16 protein-coding genes are annotated in these 17,003 nt (G+C 51.8%); 4 read left to right on the top strand and 12 right to left on the bottom strand.

What is annotated here, in order from left to right; genetic code table 11:
* Nucleotides 1-93: 93 nt before the first annotated feature.
* Together DSM117340_RS14900 and DSM117340_RS14895 are read left to right on the top strand one after the other, a co-directional pair.
* The gene (locus DSM117340_RS14900) at nt 94-2,043 is read left to right on the top strand and encodes a Wzz/FepE/Etk N-terminal domain-containing protein (RefSeq protein WP_354689786.1); all 1,950 of its coding nucleotides are present in this window, start codon (nt 94-96) and stop codon (nt 2,041-2,043) included.
* On the top strand, nt 2,036-3,271 hold the full coding sequence (locus DSM117340_RS14895; RefSeq protein WP_354689785.1) for a hypothetical protein: 1,236 nt from the start codon (nt 2,036-2,038) through the stop codon (nt 3,269-3,271). Before DSM117340_RS14900 ends, DSM117340_RS14895 begins: the two co-directional genes overlap by 8 nt.
* 46 nt (nt 3,272-3,317) lie before the next feature.
* Here DSM117340_RS14895 and DSM117340_RS14890 read toward each other — a convergent pair whose 3' ends face one another.
* From DSM117340_RS14890 to DSM117340_RS14870, 5 genes are all read right to left on the bottom strand, one after another.
* On the bottom strand, nt 3,318-5,696 hold the full coding sequence (locus tag DSM117340_RS14890) for a glycosyltransferase N-terminal domain-containing protein (protein WP_354689784.1): 2,379 nt from the start codon (nt 5,694-5,696) through the stop codon (nt 3,318-3,320).
* Between the two features lie 332 nt (nt 5,697-6,028).
* Nucleotides 6,029-6,757: an isoprenyl transferase gene (locus DSM117340_RS14885; RefSeq protein WP_354689783.1), complete on the bottom strand. Its 729-nt coding sequence runs from the start codon at nt 6,755-6,757 to the stop codon at nt 6,029-6,031.
* A gap of 633 nt (nt 6,758-7,390) precedes the next feature.
* Nucleotides 7,391-8,224 (bottom strand): UTP--glucose-1-phosphate uridylyltransferase GalU, encoded by an 834-nt coding sequence (gene galU, locus DSM117340_RS14880; RefSeq protein ID WP_354689782.1) that lies wholly within the window; start codon nt 8,222-8,224, stop codon nt 7,391-7,393.
* 688 nt (nt 8,225-8,912) lie between these two features.
* A complete protein-coding gene (locus DSM117340_RS14875; RefSeq protein WP_354690043.1) occupies nt 8,913-9,227 on the bottom strand; it encodes a type II toxin-antitoxin system death-on-curing family toxin in 315 nt (104 codons plus the stop codon).
* A 79-nt stretch (nt 9,228-9,306) separates the two neighbouring features.
* Nucleotides 9,307-9,531 carry an AbrB/MazE/SpoVT family DNA-binding domain-containing protein gene (locus DSM117340_RS14870; RefSeq protein WP_354689781.1) on the bottom strand — a complete coding sequence of 75 codons (225 nt, stop codon included), beginning with the start codon at nt 9,529-9,531 and terminating at the stop codon, nt 9,307-9,309.
* Nucleotides 9,532-9,826: 295 nt separating this feature from the next.
* Here DSM117340_RS14870 and DSM117340_RS14865 point away from each other — a divergent pair, with 295 nt between their 5' ends.
* Entirely contained in the window at nt 9,827-10,174 is a 348-nt protein-coding gene (locus tag DSM117340_RS14865) for a VanZ family protein (protein ID WP_354689780.1), read from the top strand.
* A gap of 148 nt (nt 10,175-10,322) precedes the next feature.
* On the opposite strand, the gene DSM117340_RS14860 is transcribed toward DSM117340_RS14865, so the two are convergent.
* The 3 genes from DSM117340_RS14860 to DSM117340_RS14850 form a co-directional block, all read right to left on the bottom strand.
* The gene (locus DSM117340_RS14860) at nt 10,323-10,760 is read right to left on the bottom strand and encodes a hypothetical protein (protein ID WP_354689779.1); all 438 of its coding nucleotides are present in this window, start codon (nt 10,758-10,760) and stop codon (nt 10,323-10,325) included.
* Between the two features lie 41 nt (nt 10,761-10,801).
* Nucleotides 10,802-11,320, bottom strand: coding sequence for a hypothetical protein (locus DSM117340_RS14855; protein WP_354689778.1), 519 nt, complete (start codon nt 11,318-11,320; stop codon nt 10,802-10,804).
* 69 nt (nt 11,321-11,389) lie between these two features.
* Nucleotides 11,390-11,614 carry a helix-turn-helix transcriptional regulator gene (locus DSM117340_RS14850; RefSeq protein WP_354689777.1) on the bottom strand — a complete coding sequence of 75 codons (225 nt, stop codon included), beginning with the start codon at nt 11,612-11,614 and terminating at the stop codon, nt 11,390-11,392.
* Between the two features lie 59 nt (nt 11,615-11,673).
* On the opposite strand from DSM117340_RS14850, the gene DSM117340_RS14845 reads away from it, so the two are divergent.
* Nucleotides 11,674-12,576 (top strand): tyrosine-type recombinase/integrase, encoded by a 903-nt coding sequence (locus tag DSM117340_RS14845; protein WP_354689776.1) that lies wholly within the window; start codon nt 11,674-11,676, stop codon nt 12,574-12,576.
* 16 nt (nt 12,577-12,592) lie between these two features.
* Here the strand turns inward: DSM117340_RS14845 and galU (DSM117340_RS14840) are convergent, their stop codons facing one another.
* From galU (DSM117340_RS14840) to DSM117340_RS14825, 4 genes are all read right to left on the bottom strand, one after another.
* Entirely contained in the window at nt 12,593-13,417 is an 825-nt protein-coding gene (gene galU / locus DSM117340_RS14840; RefSeq protein WP_354689775.1) for a UTP--glucose-1-phosphate uridylyltransferase GalU, read from the bottom strand.
* 80 nt (nt 13,418-13,497) lie between these two features.
* Nucleotides 13,498-14,487 carry a UDP-glucose 4-epimerase GalE gene (galE, locus tag DSM117340_RS14835; protein WP_354689774.1) on the bottom strand — a complete coding sequence of 330 codons (990 nt, stop codon included), beginning with the start codon at nt 14,485-14,487 and terminating at the stop codon, nt 13,498-13,500.
* Between the two features lie 90 nt (nt 14,488-14,577).
* A complete protein-coding gene (locus DSM117340_RS14830; RefSeq protein WP_354690042.1) occupies nt 14,578-16,017 on the bottom strand; it encodes a mannose-1-phosphate guanylyltransferase/mannose-6-phosphate isomerase in 1,440 nt (479 codons plus the stop codon).
* A 22-nt stretch (nt 16,018-16,039) separates the two neighbouring features.
* Entirely contained in the window at nt 16,040-16,999 is a 960-nt protein-coding gene (locus tag DSM117340_RS14825) for a GDP-L-fucose synthase (protein WP_354689773.1), read from the bottom strand.
* Between the last annotated feature and the right edge of the window lie 4 nt (nt 17,000-17,003).

The raw sequence follows: 17,003 nt of genomic DNA, 5'->3' as shown, positions 1-17,003 counted from the left end.
AAGTTTAACGCGAAGCTTCAACATACAGTGGCATTGTGTAGTTTTTTAGGGTTATACAGTCTCGAAATGATTTAACAAATTGGAACTCCGTTAGTGCCGAATTATGAACCAGAGCAAAATGCTAGCGATGAAATAGATTTGAAGGAACTTTTTTTAGCTTTATGGGCTTATAAGTTCCTCATTGCAGCCTTGAGTATTTTTGTTTCAATTGCGGCTGGCATTTATGCTTTGCGGGCAGAAAAGGTGTATACAGCAAGTACCATTTTCGCCCTTAGTGAAAGTACAAGCTCTTCTGGTATTTTGGGGGGTGAGCTGGGTGGCTTAGCTGCGTTGGCCGGCGTGAAAGCTGGATCAGGCTCTGAGAAGGCGTTGGTTGAACGTGTCAGCTCAAGAGACTTCATTCTTGAAGTAGCGGCCGATCTCAATCTGAAAGACGATGAGCTGTTCAATAGCTACAACCCAAACTCTCAAGCTCCTAAGTGGAAGGCCTCCCTTAAGGCGGTTCTGGGGCTGCAATCGGCGTCACAAGATCCTGTGAATATGCAAATTTGGTCAATCGTCTCTTCATATGAGGACTTAGTGAGTATTGATGTAACTGACTCTGGGTCTATCAAGATATCGGTAAAGCACACGGCTCCAGAGAGAGCCGCTCAGATAGCTAATTTTTTAGCCTCAAAAATTATTTTGGTGCTTGGGCAGGAGGATGAAGAATCTGTTGATAAAAAACTGGAGTATTTGTCGCGAACACTTGCTGATGCGTTACAAGATTTGGAAAAAGCGCAAAGCGCTTTGAAGCAATATAGCTTGGAAAATAGCACTCAGGCGTTTGAGAGTTTTGCTGTTGGGTCGGTCATGCTCGATGAGATGCGTGACCAGCGTGAAACGAGTGCAGAAGATTTAGCTGCGATTGAAGCCCTTAAACAGTTTCTGGCTGCTGATAAAACGACATTAGCTGATTACCAGGAGCTAAGACAATCCTTCCCGGAAATCGACCAGTCAGGCTTTCGGCGCATTATGGGGTTAAGTGAAGTCACTACTGCTTGGACATGGCCTAGTATCGCCACAGTTTTGCAGGTCGAGGCCAGTGTGCGAGAAAGGCTTGCATCGCTTGACCGCGAAATACTGAAGCTTTCAGATGATGCGTTGAGGTATGCGTCAAGTGCAGAAGAGTTGGCGCAGTTAACGCGAAACTTAAAAATTGCTGAGGCAGCATACACTGTTTTAATTGAGCAAGTGAAAACGCAGTCTTTGGTCGCTGGATTCCAGCCTGACTCTTCAAAGATTATAGCCTTAGCGGACGTTCCTATTTCGCCAAGTGAGCCTAAGAAATTTCTCATTATTGCACTTGGCTTGGTGCTGGGGTTATTTGGGAGCGCTGCGCTTGCATTGATTTTAAATTTGCGCCGCGGTGTTTATTTTAGCTTGTCCAATTTGTTAGGGGCTGTGGGGGCGGATTCTGCGCACAGTCTTGGAAAGCTGAAGCATCTAAAAGAAAAAGATATTATCTCTGTTCAGAAAGAGTTAGCGAAACTTCCCATTAATTGGGCGCGCCAAACAGTGCTCGAGCTTGAAGTTCAAGAGGGTGCTAAGCCCGTGTTTCTTTGTGATTTAAGTTTGAACAATCGTGGCGGTGTCTTGGGACGCATTATTGCTGCAACAGCGGGGGCTCTAGGACGTAACGCTGCGTTGATAGATTTGTCACGTAGTGCGATCAAAAGCGACCAATTGCGTGGTTTGGAAAGTGAGAATGAACTCGTGCGTGTCGGGGAAGGGGAGGGGTGTTCGGAATATGCATATGTGTGTCAGGGTAGAAATTTAGACATGTTATATTCCAAAAAGTTTAAGACCATTGTGGCGGGGCTTTTTGAAAAACATGATATTGTGATATTTTCCGTTAATGATGACGACATGGAGACGGTTCAGGCCTCTTCGGGTGTCGGTGAACTCAATGTGATCGCCAGCGTAAAGCCGGGCAAAACCAAGCATACGTCACTTCAAAATTTATTGAAACGTAGCAAAGTGGGAGTTGTGCTGTATGGGTAAGTTTATTGGCAGGCATTTTTTTGGAGCGACTGCGTTGTTGTTTCTCGTGGGGTGTTCACAGATTGTTGAGCCCGTAGTCTTGCCGGAGCTCCAAAAAGAAGCGACAGATCAAGAGGCGTTTGAGATAAACCTGCAAGCTCTCAGCTTCGACGCCGCTAAATCTTTGAATGCAGCTCGTTATGATCGGCTTGTGTCAAAACCAGGTGCTGCGTTTTCTGCTGATGCCGTTTCTGAAGCCAGTTTGAGCAAGCCGTTCTTACCGTCTAAGTCGGCAAACACGCCTTATATGCTTGGCATAGGTGATGAGGTCGCGTTGGTACAATATATAGATGCTTTACCAACTATTGGTTCAATAGTTAATGGCGTAGACCCTTCTCAGGGCACCTCATCAGAGAGGCAAAACACAACCACATCGGCATCTTCAAATATGATATCCACGAGTGGTCGAGTGGGCACTGATGGCAGTTTGTTGTTGATTGGTGTTGGCCGGCTTGATGCAAACGGTCGCCAAATATCTGAACTGCGTGATGAAATTAGAACGATCCTGATCCGGAATGGCCAGGCGCCAAATTTCCAGTTGGAGATTGAAGAGTTTAATTCACAAAAAGCTTACATCACGACCGACCGTTTGTCGCGGTCTTCAGCGTCCAATGCTGAGAATATTAGCGCAGTTATTCCTATTACCGACCGGGGGGTTACTCTGCGTGAAGTGATTGCGACAGCTGGAATTGATTTTGATGAGAGTGTTTTGACGATCGTGCGGGTCAAACGAGACGAGACCACATACACTATTGGGCTTTCAGATCTATTGGTCAAAAATTCAAAAGAACTGTATTTGAAAAATCAGGATCACGTGTTTGTTCAAAGCTTTAGTTATCAACCGGGAAAGGTCTTTCTCTTGGGTGGTGTAAAGCCACAAATAATCCCAATTTTGCCGGAAAGTCGTCAGACATTGGCCGAAGCTCTATTTGCCGAAGGTGGGCCACTTGCGATCGCTTCGGCGCAACGTTCTGCGGTTTACCTGTTGCGCGGGCGCAACCCAGTCCAAGCCTATCATTTGGACGCCCAGAACCCGGTACGTGTTTTGGTGGCAAATGAGGTTGAGTTACGACCCAATGATATTGTTTTTGTTTCAGAACAACCGATTAGTACCTTCAATCGCACCCTTGCAAACATCGTGCCATTAAGAATTCTCCTGAGAGATATAAAAAATAGTGATATTCCCTAGACGGAGGACGTCGCCAATGAGGGGTCTTTCAGGTCCGATGGTGCGGTTACTTTGCGCCACTGGTGAGGAGGTTTTTATATAGGTTTAAAAGAGACGTTGATTCACCTTTGATGTCGAATTTCGTTGATGTGTGTGATCTTGCCAATGCTCCATATGAGCTTAGTTTTTCGCTGTCTTCCAGCAGAGTATTTGTCGCCTCACACAGATCTGCCAGTGAGTCCTTTGGAACAACTAGTCCAGTTTTTCCGTGGATTATCAGATTTCTGAATGCACCAACATCTGCTGCAACAACAGGAACACCGCACGCCATTGCTTCGAGGGGTGTTAATCCAAACCCTTCCCATCTCTGTGGCGCTACATATAAATCAATGGCTCGGTACCAGTTGGCCATTTCACTAACCGTGACCTCTTCATAGAAGAGAATTCTATTCTGGAGCCCAGTTTGTTTTAAGCGTAATTTAAGCGACTGTAAAAAATCTTTATCTTTCGGTAGAGCGCGACCAAGTATAATTGCGTATAGGTCTTTGTGTTGCTGACAAAGAGAAATAGCTGTTTCTAAAAATAAATCGGTCCCTTTTTGATGTCTAATGCGCCCAAAGCAACCAATCAGTTTTCCCTCTATTGGTAAGCCAAGCTTTGCCCGAAGTGTGCGCTTATTCGTGACAGGTGAAAAACTGGTTGTATCTATACCATGGTAGACCACTTGCGCTGGTACCTTGAGATAAGACTGCGATTTCTCTGATGTCGCAACGACTGCATCCATTGAGCTAATTAGACAGCGCGTCACATATGTGTGCTCTCTTTGGGACGCGGAGGTAAAAATAAGTTTTAGGCGCTTTTTGAGGAGGTTACGAAGAATAAGCCCCAAAACCATCTCGGTATTGCGACGGGCATGCCAGATCCTCCAGCCTTGTGGCCCGGAGCGGGACATGAAGATGAGAGACCAGAGTGAGACTTGTGGTACTTCTTCGGGCAAACCAGGTCCGGTTGCAGCAACAGGGAACTCCTTTGCTTGCAACGGGATCAGGCGTACGACGGTAGAGGTTACTCCGGAGAGGCGGTATTTTAAGTTCGGTGCTATTACCGAAACGTCGTCAATATTGGGTCTTTGGTTCATAAGTGGCTTGTCATGCAGTTCTTGTAGAGCTCTCAAAGCTTGCATCGTCATACTTTGCGACGAAGGTTGCGTCCTCATCAGAACATCCTGCGCAGCAAGTGTTATCTTTTTACGCAAACCTTCATCTTGGAGGCGTAAAACAGCATTTGATATCTCTTGGGCGTTAACCGCGCGGATTGCACCGTCTAACGTATCGAGAGCTTTATATATTTGAGCAAAGTTTTCGGTATGTTGGCCATGAACAATTGCACAGTTCAATTGTGCTGGTTCGTATGGGTTATGTCCACCTTTTGGGACAAGTGTGCCTCCAATAAACGCAATGGGGCATAATCGATACCAGAGCCCCAATTCGCCGAGAGTGTCAGCGACATAGATCTCTGTATCAGCAAGAATTTTTTCACCGTCCGAACGCACTTTAACTCGCCATCCTTGGTCTCTCAGCTTACGTGCCAGCTTGGCCCCTCGTTCTGGGTGGCGCGGGGCAATAATGAGAAGAGGGCGTATGGGATCGCCATTTTGGAGTATCTGCTGATGTGCGCTGACAATAACCTCATCTTCATTTTGATGTGTTGCGCTTGCCAACCATGCTGAACGACCTTCAAGCAGCTGAGTTAAGTCGGCTAATGTATCTTTTTTATATGCTAATTTTGGTGCATCTGCCTTTAAAGATCCAGTTACGGTTAGCTTTTTGGGATCAACGTTGAGTTGTTTTAGGACGCTGGCAAGGGCTTCTTCTTGGACGCAGATGCGATCAAAAAGACCCAGTAAGTCAAGCGCTGCACGTGGCCACCGGCGCCATTTTTTAATGGTGTTTGAAGAGACCCGAGCATTTAACAATGCCATGGGTATGCCGTGCTGTTTGGTTTTGAGCATTATGGTAGGCCATAAGTCACCTTCAGTCCAAACTGCAAGATCCGGTTTCCAATGATTTAAAAAGCGCGTCGACGCCTTGTCTGTGTCGTATGGTGCGACTTGATGTATCGCCCGTGGGGGCAGGCGCTGTTTCAAAATGCGTGCGGACGTCAAAGTCTGTGTTGTGAGAATGACATGTAAATCTTTGTCGTTGGACAGCAGCTTGTCAATTAGAGGCAGGACTGCGAGGCTCTCACCCAGACTGGCCGCATGAAACCAGGTCAAAGGGCCCTTTGGTCTTTCAATTTTAGTAGTCCCGAAACGGTTGGCCTTTGCGTTTCTATCCTCTTTACCTTTGAGCAGACGATATCTGTGAACCAGATCGTATATAGGGTCTGTCAAAGCGCTGGCGATAACATAAATTTTTAAAATTTTGCTTTTATACTTAAAATTCATTTCGAAGCCTCAAAGTGCTCTAATTGGTAGAGAGATGGAAACTCCATGAAGCGTGATCATATTGCGTATTGGAATTTGAAATTTGAAGTTCACGAGACGCTTTAGGGTGATATGGGAGGCCGTCCCAGAGTCTCTGTGATGATTAAGGTGCCAGCTGGATGACGTGTTGGTCTTGGGGATGTCGTTTACAATGCCCCAGTCCGGATCATGCGGTCCTAAGGCATGTTCTGCTCTAAGCGGACTGGCGTGAGTTTCCCTTTTCCGCCTCACCTTTTTGCGCGCCAACGCGTCTAGGTTCCATATCCACGCTTGCATATCATCATTTTTCAAATTTATAGCCCACCAAATCTGCGTGTCCTATTTGTGGCGTTTTCTATTACATCTACAAAGTCTTCTGGGTTAAAAGACGGCCAGTGCTTATCAACAAACGCGAATTCACTATAGGCAGCTTGCCAGAGTAAAAAGTTCGAAAGCCTTAACTCACCAGAGGTTCTGATGATTAAATCTGGATCTGATATGCCACCGGTACTCAGTGCATCCGAAATGTCAGACACTGTTATATCTTCGGGTTTGAGCTTTGTTGCCTCTACATCGTGTGCGAGTTTTTTAAACGCCTCAAGCAAATCTTGTCGTCCACCGTAATTTATAGCGAGTTGTAGTGTCAGTCCCGTATTGTGAGCGGTGTTGGCTTCTAATTGGTTCATTGTTTGAACGAGCGTTTTGGGAAGCCGTGCCCGAGAGCCGATAAACCGCACCTTGACATTCTTGTGGATCAGCTCAGCGGTTTGTTTATGTAATTCGCTTTTGAATAAGCGCATCAGGACTGCGACTTCGTATTTTGGCCTGTTCCAATTTTCTGTCGAAAATGCATATAGGGTTAGGATTTTAAGTCCAAAGTGAGACGCGGCTGATATGATGTCTTTGACGGCTTTTGCACCCTGAATATGCCCGGCACTTCTGCTGAGCCCTCGATCCACGGCCCATCGGCCATTTCCGTCCATAATGATGCCAACATGGCTTATTGTGCTGTTTTGAGGTGTGATGGAGCTTGTTTCAGCCATTAGTTTAGATCGACAGTCTTTTGTAGCATTGAAAACACTCTTGCTAAAAATGGGGTCAAGCGCTCACTTAGAAAGCTTGACTTAGATGGTTAGAGGACCGTGCCTTAAACTTGGATCGCCAATGTTTTGCTCGGTTGCGCCTCTTAGGGTGTTGGCGGTAAATTTGTTTCAGATGAAAAGCGAGACGCTTTACGTATATTGACAGTAACATGGGGACAACTTGTGACCTAGGTCTCGTTATTATACTTTTTGTATGTTTGACAACCCTTGGACATGTGGCGCTGTTTGCTCATCGCGCTTTTGTTGCGCGTATTGTGGTTGCGCAACACTGGCACGATGTAGGTTCCTAAAATGTGCAGGCTGTTTGACGTTCTGGTCAACCGCAGGTGCTGGCATCTTCGGGATGTCTTGCTCAGGATGTGTTCAAACGGGATTGTTGGGTAGGGACCTTGGGTGTGGCTGTGGCGGCCTGCACAGCGCTCATATAGTGCAGTGGGTCGCCTGTGCATTTTGCCATCTATGCTGGAAGAGCGTTGCGTGGCAATGTCACGAGAGGCATGCAGACCTTCATCTTCGCGTCCGTTGGCCCGAATGCCCTCGACCATTTCTTATTCTACGCTAGTTAGGTGGAGGCTACTTTTTTTGGGAGATAAGTTGCCTCTGAGAGGCGACGGTTATGATGGCATCAAGGTAGCCTTGCACGCTGCCGCAGTCAAAGCGGCGGCCGTTTAGTTTCACGCCATCGACAGCCCCGGATACCGCTTGGGTATTTATAGCATCTGCGAGTTGTATCTCACCGCCGGCGCCAGGGGGCTGTGTGCGCAAAATATCAAAGATGTCAGGTGTTAGCACATAACGTCCAATACTAGCCAAATTGGAGGGCGCTGATGCAGCATCAGGTTTTTCGACGAGCCCTGCAATCGCGCCCTGAGTGTCGCCGGGGATCACAACACCGTATTTGGAAATATCAGCTCCGTTAACCTCCATGACACTCAGTTGGGACTTGCCCGTGGTTTTGAACGCGCGTGCAAGGTCCGCGGTGACGCCGTGGTCTGAGCCTGTGAGAAAGTCATCTGCCAGGAGTACGGCGAATGGATCAGAGCCCACTGCACGCTCTGCGCAAAGCACCGCATGTCCAAGGCCTAACTGTTCGGGTTGGCGCATAAAAATACATTCTACTCCCTCTGGGAGAATACGTCTTACCATGTCTGCCTGTTCGTCTTTGCCCTTGGCGCGTAGAGCGAGTTCTAGTTCTTGATTATTGTCAAAGTGATCTTCTATTGCTCGCTTGTTCCTTCCGGTTACAAATATAAGCGTATCAATTCCGGCAGCAATTGCCTCTTCCGCCGCATATTGGATGAGAGGTTTGTCGACTATGGGCAGCAATTCTTTTGGCATCGCCTTGGTCGCAGGAAGGAAGCGTGTTCCAAACCCGGCCACAGGAAAAACTGCCTTGCGTAATTTCATGCTTTGTCTCCCGGTCTTAGACGAAAATATCACTGTGGGACTTATTCAATTTGTTTCGTGACTGCAATCGACGAGTGCTGCTTGATCAGTATATCAATATTGACCACATGGCCCAGTATAGACACGGGATCAATCGTCGCCAGTTAACTGGAGGTTAGTAGGGTCCTTTAATGTGTAACAGCGACGTCGACCCCAGCCTCTTCAGCTTCGGTTAGGAGCGCAGAGCGCGGTTCTTTTGGGCGCGCCTTCATGTGGGACCACCTTTTTGAGGTTGGTGTGAGATCTTAAACTATGTTGTTACTGACGTCTTATGAGACAGGACAGCATATGCGACACGAAGTGATAATAGGCGTTGAGCATCGACGCCACTGCCGTGAAAAGGAAAAGCAATCGGTCTTGAGCGAGGTTGGGGTTGTTTTGCGAAGCTATCAAAGGGACTTCCGCTCGGGAGTGGGACAGAGAAGGGCCAAATGCAGCTTTTCTGTGGAGACGTCTTTGAAGTTCTTGGCGTACCTGGTCGCCGTGTGGTTCATTTTACACCGCCGGTATCGCCTCGAGATAGAGAAGGCCGGGGAGAGTGTGCAAACAATTTCTGCCTATGGTGGAGGCCTATAAAATTCACTTAGCGGAAGGCGTAAGCCGCTGATCTGAAGAGAATATCCCTTTGCACTAAATGCGGGCGCTAATCCTAATTTCCTATCTCTCTGAGGTTACCCCTGATCCACTGCGCAAGTTCAGCCTCGCTCATTTCGCTCGCGGCCACGCCAATAATCGTGGCGTATTTTTCCTCAGCCGAGGCGGCCAGGTCAAACCCGTTCAATTTCAGAAATAGGCGCATTGCGATGAGTGCAGTCCGCTTATTTGCATCATTAAATGGGTGATTTTTTGACAGGCCGAAGCCGTAGGCTGCAGTCAGTTCAGCAATGTCTGGCTTTGGTTCTGAGGTGTGGTACGCATTTTCGGGCCTTGATAAGGCTGAAAGGAGCAAGCCTTTATCTCGCAGCCCTGGTAGTCCGCCTACCAGTTAGCTTTTAGGTCATTACAAGCTTTTACGACCAGCAAATTAGTCCATGTCGGCTCCCTTATTTAGCCAGTCGCCGCAAGAGGTCACGATTTTCGTGCATGATATCTTCCGCCACCTTCATCTGCGTATCAAATGTGCGGTCATAGGCCGTCAGCTCAATGCCGTTCTCCGTCTCAATGACTTGCAGGAGGTCGCCCGTGTCGACACCTAATTTGGCTAGGAGCTCTTTTGGCAAGAGGACGGCGGCGGAGTTTCCAACGGATGTGATCTTGAGTGTGGTCATTTTAGTATTCCGGATATGAGAGCCACATACTGCGTTCAGCATAACGAGCTCATTAAGAGAAATCAAAATGGCAGGCCCAAGGGGAGCGTCTCTTAACTTGGGGCTTGCCAAAAGGCTTGTGTGCTTGGCGTTACCTCGGAACGGGATGTTATTTTTTCCTGTTGTCCTCGACCCACCCAAGGCTTGGCGTGTTATAGTCTTATTCACCGTGCGACACCAATCTGACAAACAAATCCGCCACCTGCTACCACATCCCAGACTTGCGCAACTGCGCGCCAACTCGTAAGCCGCTCCCATGTATTTCCTCTCCCCCCGCCGCATTGTTACTGCCCTCTTGGCTGCAGGCCTCGCCGTCGCGATGCTCACACCCGTGGATGTGCCGCAATCCGTTCCGAGTGGCACAGACAAGCTCGTGCACCTCGCGGCCTTTGGGCTGCTCGTGTTGCCCGCAGCCCTGTCGCGACGCGTTCCGCTCGGCCTGCTCTTTGTCGGGCTCTTTGTTGGAGCCGCCGCCTTCGGTGGGGCAATCGAGCTCATCCAGCCCCACTTTGGCCGCAGTGCGGATGTCAACGACTGGGTGGCGGACATGGCTGGCGCCGCACTTGGCCTGCTGCTGGCGTTGGGTATTCGACGCATCCGTTGAGATCGCTCGACTCTCCTTAGGGTTGTGAGTTGGTTTGTTTCGGTAAAATGGGTTTCTGCGGAGCGGGCAATGATGCTGGCTATTGGGCATCTGCGATGCCTTGGCACGCTCATAGCGCGCTGAGTGGCTCTCCGGAAGGTGTTTGCCCTCACAGCACTTCTCCCTCAGCCATATCGTAATGTGACAGGAAGGCAGAGAGCGCCCTGTCTCGACGCGCGCGGGCCTCCTTCAGGTAGCGCAGCGCCAGCCGCTGGCGCGAGACCCGCGCCCTTGTGTCAAACCTCTCCACTCGAAATATCCGGCGGATGGCCTCTCGCTTGGTTTCGTCGAGCATGTCGTCCATGTATAGCAAATCCTCGAGCATGTCCGTGCAGTACGCCAGATCGGGGTCAACCTCCTCGGGCTGGCAGGCGACGTAGTGGGCGTGCGCCGCATCGAGCCGCGCCTCGCAGTCCGCTAAGGCTAGGGCGGCCAGCTCGCGACCTGTGAATGCCTTGGCGCCCCTCAATGCTCCGTCTGTAGGAGCGTCCCCTAGGATGTTCGTCAGAAGGTCGTTGACGCGCTCTGGGTCGGGTTCACTCAGCACCCCGTGGCGCCTCGCATTCTGGGAGTTGGCGGGTCTTGCGCTCACTCTATGACCTCTGCGTCGGGGATTTTTGCCCGCGCCCGCCTGTCCTGCATAGAGTAGAGGAATTCTATTGATATGCGGCGGCGCTTTTCGGCATCCGCCAATGCCTTGTAGTGCAATTCTAGGGCTGAGTGCTGATTGGCGTAGGCCTGCGCTATGGCTTTCGTGGCGTAGGGGTCGCCTTCGGGCGGTGCGGGGCGGCGGTTTTCTTCGCTGGCGAAGGCCTCATCTGAGTCACTATTGCGGGCCCTTCGCCAATTTACGACGACCCGCTGTGGGTGGCTCACCGCCGCTGACGGGTGCAGGCACTCCGCAATGATGCGCCGCTGCCGGTCCACATCCACGTCCGCCTGCGCGATGAGCTCAACCTGCCGCCGCTCAAGGTAGTTGGCTGGTGCGAGGTCCGCCATCAGCTCACCCAGCCGTTCGGCGTAATTCACAGCACTCTCGTCGTGCAGCAGGAACTGCTCAGGCGGTGTCAGCCCCCCGAAGTCAGTACTTTGGATTTTGCCCTGCATGCGTGACCCCGCAACTTTTGTCTTGTGATGCAGAGATTATAGCACGCCGACAAAAGTGGAGGAAGTCTGTCACTGGGAGTCAAAGTGCAACCACAGCCTGACGCCGGGGCCGTTGTCCGGCGCGCCGATGAACTCGATGCCAGCCGCCTCAAGCGTTGTAACGATCAGCTTAATATTAGCTTGTGTGGCCACTGCGAGGCCGCCCTCACTCTCAATGCGATGTATGGTTCGGGCACCTACAGAACTATGTTTGGCGAGATCTGTCACTGACCAACCAAGAGCTGCCCGAGCCATTTTAATTTGTTCTTCCGTCAACATTGACAATATACCCTGTATGGCGTAAATATTGCCATATGGCAAATAATTTACAAATAGACTGGCAAAGCCAACTCCAGCGCCTCGAGGGCGCCTACGCCCCAAACACGCTGCGCTCATACTACGCCGATGTGGGGGAGTTTGTCGACTGGTGTGAGCAGCGCGGGCGGCAGTCCTTCCCACTTACGGATGGCATACTCGTTGCCTACCTCGCGCACATGGAGCAGCGGCTCAGCTTCAGCTCCATCCGCCGCAAGCTCTCCTCAGTGAAGCGCATGCACAGTCTGCTTGGACATGGAAAGCATACGCACGGCGAGGACTTCGCAATTGCCTACCGCAGGATGCGGCGCGGCAAGACAATGAGCCAGCGCCAGGCGAGGGGTATCAACGAGGAGCTCTTGCTCAGGGCCATTGCCGCGCAGCCGAATACCATTACGGGTATTCGCAATGCGGCACTCCTGTCCGTGGGCTACGACTTCCTAGCTCGCCGCTCAGAGCTAACGAGCCTACAAGTGTCAGATATCAATTTTGAGGAGGGGGGCACCCTGAGGGGTGTCATCCGCCGCAGCAAGACCGACCAGTTTGGCCGCGGAAGACTCACATTTGGCTCCGAGCGCTCCGCAAAGCTGCTCCGCCGCTGGCTGAGGCGCAAGCCCGCCGACATAGACTGGGTCTTCTGCGCGATTAGCCACGATACTTGTATCGACAGGCCCATCTGCGGGCGCAGCGTCAACAACATCATCAAGAAGTCTGTCGTCCGCGTGAAGGGCCACAGGCCGAGGGATGCGGAGATTTCGGGTCACTCGCTGCGCGTTGGCGCGGCGCAGGACCTGCTCATTAAGGGGCACGACACGGCCGCCATTATGAGGGCAGGGGGCTGGCGCAGCCTCAACGTCCTCAGCGCCTACCTAAATCAGGCAGAGCACAACGTCTGGAGTTGACTGATTAGGGGTGATTTCAGCCGCGGCGGCGCTGCTCTGCCACGTGCATGATCGCATCAAGGTATCCGTCTACGCTACCACAGTCAAAGCGCAGGCCGTTCAGCCTCACCGCCTCAACGTCACCGCGCTGAGCCTGCGTATTAATCGCGTCGGCGAGTTGAATTTCGCCGCCAGATCCTGCGGGCTGGTTGCGCAGAATGTCAAAAATATCTGGCGTTAGGACGTAGCGGCCAATGCTGGCGAGGTTGGAAGGGGCGTCCACGGCATCAGGTTTCTCAATGAGCCCCGCCACGCCGCCAGGCACCTCAGACGGAGCCACAACCCCGTACTTTGAAATATCTGGGCCATCGACTTCCATGACGCTCAGCTGGATTTTGCCGGACCTGCCAAATGCCTCAGCCAAGTCACTGGTGATCCCGGCGCCACCGTATGTGAGAAAGTCGTCGGCAAGAAGGACGGCGAAGGGATCATTGCTCACAACACGTTCAGCGCACAAAACTGCGTGGCCAAGGCCCAACTGCTCTGGCTGGCGCACGAATATGCACTCCACTCCCTTTGGCAGAATGTTACGCACCCTGTCAGCCTGCTCGGCCTTGCCCTTCGCAAGCAGCGCAGCCTCGAGTTCCTGGTTGCTGTCAAAGTGGTCCTCGATGGCGCGCTTATTGCGGCCGGTCACGAATATAAGCGTATCAATGCCCGCAGCAATCGCCTCCTCGGCGGCGTACTGGATCAGCGGCTTGTCCACGATCGGCATGAGTTCCTTTGGCATAGCCTTGGTGGCTGGGAGGAACCGCGTACCAAAGCCGGCGACGGGGAAAACTGCTTTACGAATTTTATGCATTATGGGTGCTCATATTTTTTTATAGACTATGTGATTTTATTAGGCTGGATAAGTTTGCACGAATTCAGCGATCGGCTTGGTCACTTAGTGTAGGCCCCATTTTGATGCCAGCGCCAGGCGTCGGTGATCATTTGCTTCATATTCGACCTTCCTGCCGACCAGCCAAGCTCGGAGACGGCGCGTGATGAACCCGAAACCAGCTTTGTGCAGTCACCCGGCCGCCGAGCCCCCTCAACGATCGGGACGGGCCTGTTCGTAACGTGCCCGGCCTGGTCAATGACCTCGCGGACAGAAAACCCATCACCAGTGCCAAGATTGAAAACGCGGCTGCCTCTTCCAACTTGGAGCCACTTCAGTCCCAAGACATGTACGTCAACGAGGTCGCACACATGGACGTAATCACGAATACAGGTCCCATCTGGCGTGTCGTAGTCGGTACCAAAGATGGTTAGCGCGTCCCTTTTGCCGTCAACCGCATCAAGGATTAGGGGGATGAGGTGCGTCTCTGGCTGGTGGAACTCTCCCACTTCAGCCTCTGGATCAGCCCCCGCGACATTGAAGTAGCGGAAAATCACGTGGTTCATCCTATATGCCGTCCGGAAGTCGGCCAAAATATTCTCAACAGCCCGCTTTGAGGCGCCGTAGGCATTAATCGGATGCTGCGAGCTGTCTTCGTCAAGAACCACGCCGTCTTGGTCGCCGTAAGTGGCGCAAGTCGAAGAAAATACAAAATCAATGCAGCCATACTCGACTGCAGCCTGGATCAAGTTCAGTGACCCCATGACGTTATTTCGCCAGTAGAGGCCGGGCTCCTGCATGCTCTCGCCAACCTGGCTCAGCGCTGCGAAGTGCATTACCGCAACCGGGGCGTGTTCTTCGAAAACTCGGTCCACATCAGATTTGTTAATTAAATCCCCACGCTCAAACGGGCCAAATTTAACCGCGTCACGCCAACCTGTGACGAGATTATCAAAGGTCACAGGCGTAAAGCCTGCCTGCTTAAGCGCCTTGCAGGCGTGCGAGCCGATATACCCCGCGCCACCCGTGACTAAGACTTTTTGTTCACCCACAGTTAGTATCTCCAATTTGCGTGAACTTGAGTGCCCTGGCGAGCTCGGCGGGCGCGCTTGTCAGTGAACTTGTGATGCAATGAACCATCATCAACCTTTTGCGCCCTGTCCCCGTGCGTAGACATCCTCGTACCTGATGATGTCGTCTTCGCCGAAGTAGCTGCCCGTTTGCACTTCGATCAATGTCAGGGGCAGCTTGCCTGGGTTCTCCATCCGATGAACTGCACCGAGAGGAATGTAAACTGACTGGTTCTCAGTAACGGTCTTAACCTCGTCGTCGATTTTGACTTTCGCTGTACCCTCAACCACAATCCAGTGCTCTGAGCGGTGATTATGGGACTGGAGCGAGAGTGCCGCGCCTGGGTTTACGACGATGCGCTTAACTTGGAACCGCGTTCCCAAGGCGATACTTTCGTACCAGCCCCAAGGGCGATAATCTCGGGGCAGGGTTTCGGCCTGTGAAGAACCTTTTTCTTTAAGCTTATTGACGGCGATCTTTACGTCCTGGGCGCGGTCCTTGTGCGCGACCAGCACCGCGTCTGGCATGGCCACGGCGATGATGTCCTCAAGACCCATCGCAACAAGCTCCTGTGTCTCACTCGTCGCCTGCAAGAGCGTGTTCTTACAGTCTAAGGCAGTTGAAGGTCCGCTGGTGACCACACCTGTCTCATCTGCGTCGCCCTCGCGCCAAATAGCTTGCCAATCCCCCAGGTCGGACCACGTCCCTCCGTAGGGCACGACTGAGAGATTTGGAGCACGCTCCATGACCGCATAGTCAATTGAGATATCTTCGAGGCGCGACCACGGCTCGGCTGCCAGGCGCGTAAAGCCGAGGTCGGCCTCCGCGTTTGCGCACGCAGCGCGCACACCGGACAGTGTCTCAGGCGCGTGCTGCTCGAACGCCTTTAGAATGGTCGCGGTCGAGAAGAGGAAGATACCAGCATTCCATAGGTGCATACCGCCCTCGAGCAGGGCCTCTGCGGCCTTCGCATTTGGTTTTTCGACAAATGAAGACAGGGGCTGGGCCACGGGTGCAAAATCATCCGACGGCTTTGAGGTTAGCTCCAGCCAGCCGTAGCCAGTCTCGGCGCGATCGGGGCGGATGCCGAAGGTCACAATTTGACCATCTAGTGCGGCAGGCGCTGCGGCCTGAACTGTTGCCCTGAAGCCATCAGCATCGGAAATGACGTGGTCTGATGGCGCAACTAGCATCAGGCTCTCGCCGTCTTTAGCCTCAAGCGCGACAGCGGCAGCACAAATAGCAGCGGCCGTGTTGCGGGCTGAGGGCTCAATCAGAATATCTCTTGGCGCTATCTTAACGACCGCGAGTTGCTCGACGACCATGAAGCGAAAGTCGGAGCCAGTCACGACTGAGGGAGCGCCGAAGCCAGGGCCAGACAGGCGCAGTGCAGAGGACTGGAAGAGGCTTTGCTCGCCCATGAGCTTTACGAATTGCTTTGGGTGTGACTTGCGGGAGAGGGGCCAGAGGCGCGTGCCGGAGCCGCCGCAGAGCAAGACGGGATATATCATGTCGTTCATGTCGTAACTTTCGTTATGTCCGCGCAGACTGCATATTACCTAAATACCACTCATACGTATCAATTAACCCCTGTTCCAAATCAATACTGGCTCGCCACCCCATTTTATCCAAACGCCCCACGTCCATCAGCTTGCGCATCGTCCCATCTGGCTTGCTCGGGTCTGTACTAATCTTGCCACTGTACCCAGTTATTTTGGCTACCAGTTGCGCAAGCTCGAGGATTGAGACGTCTGTGCCAGTGCCAACGTTGATGTGGCTCAGCATTGGCTTAGAATGCTCGTCATAGATGTCCTTTGACAAATTAAGCACGAATAGGGACGCCGCAGCCATATCGTCAACATGCAAAAATTCCCGCCGCGGGGCGCCGCTTCCCCAAATAACGACTTCGCTCAACCCATCTCGAACAGCCTCGTGGAAGCGACGAATGAGGGCGGGCATAACGTGGCTATTGTCTGGGTGGAAGTTATCGCCGGGCCCGTAGAGATTTGTCGGCATGACAGATCGATAGTCAACGCCGTGCTGTCGGTTGTAACTCTCGCAGAGTTTTATGCCCGCAATTTTTGCAATTGCATATGGTTCGTTTGTCGGCTCCAGTATGCCTGTCAGTAGTGCGTCTTCACGCATTGGTTGGGGCACTGCCTTGGGGTAAATACACGAGGAGCCCAATTGCAGAAGCTTCGTGACGCCGGCCTCAAAGGCCTGGTGTATAACGTTACACTCAATCATCAGGTTTTCGTAAATGAACTGTGCCGGGTAGTTGTTGTTAGCATAAATGCCGCCAACCTTGGCCGCCGCAAGGATCACAACATCAGGTCGTTCCAACTGCATGAAATCTCTTACAGCCAGCTGATCGGTTAAATCTAGCTCCGCGTGGGTGCGCATCACGATATTAGTCTCGCCCGCTGCCTCAAGCTGGCGGACAATAGCGCCGCCCACCATCCCACGGTGACCTGCAATGTAGTATTTAGTCACGGGT

This window comes from Lentibacter algarum (genome assembly GCF_040580765.1).
Classification (GTDB): domain Bacteria; phylum Pseudomonadota; class Alphaproteobacteria; order Rhodobacterales; family Rhodobacteraceae; genus Lentibacter; species Lentibacter algarum.
This window is presented reverse-complemented; position numbering and strand designations above follow the sequence as displayed.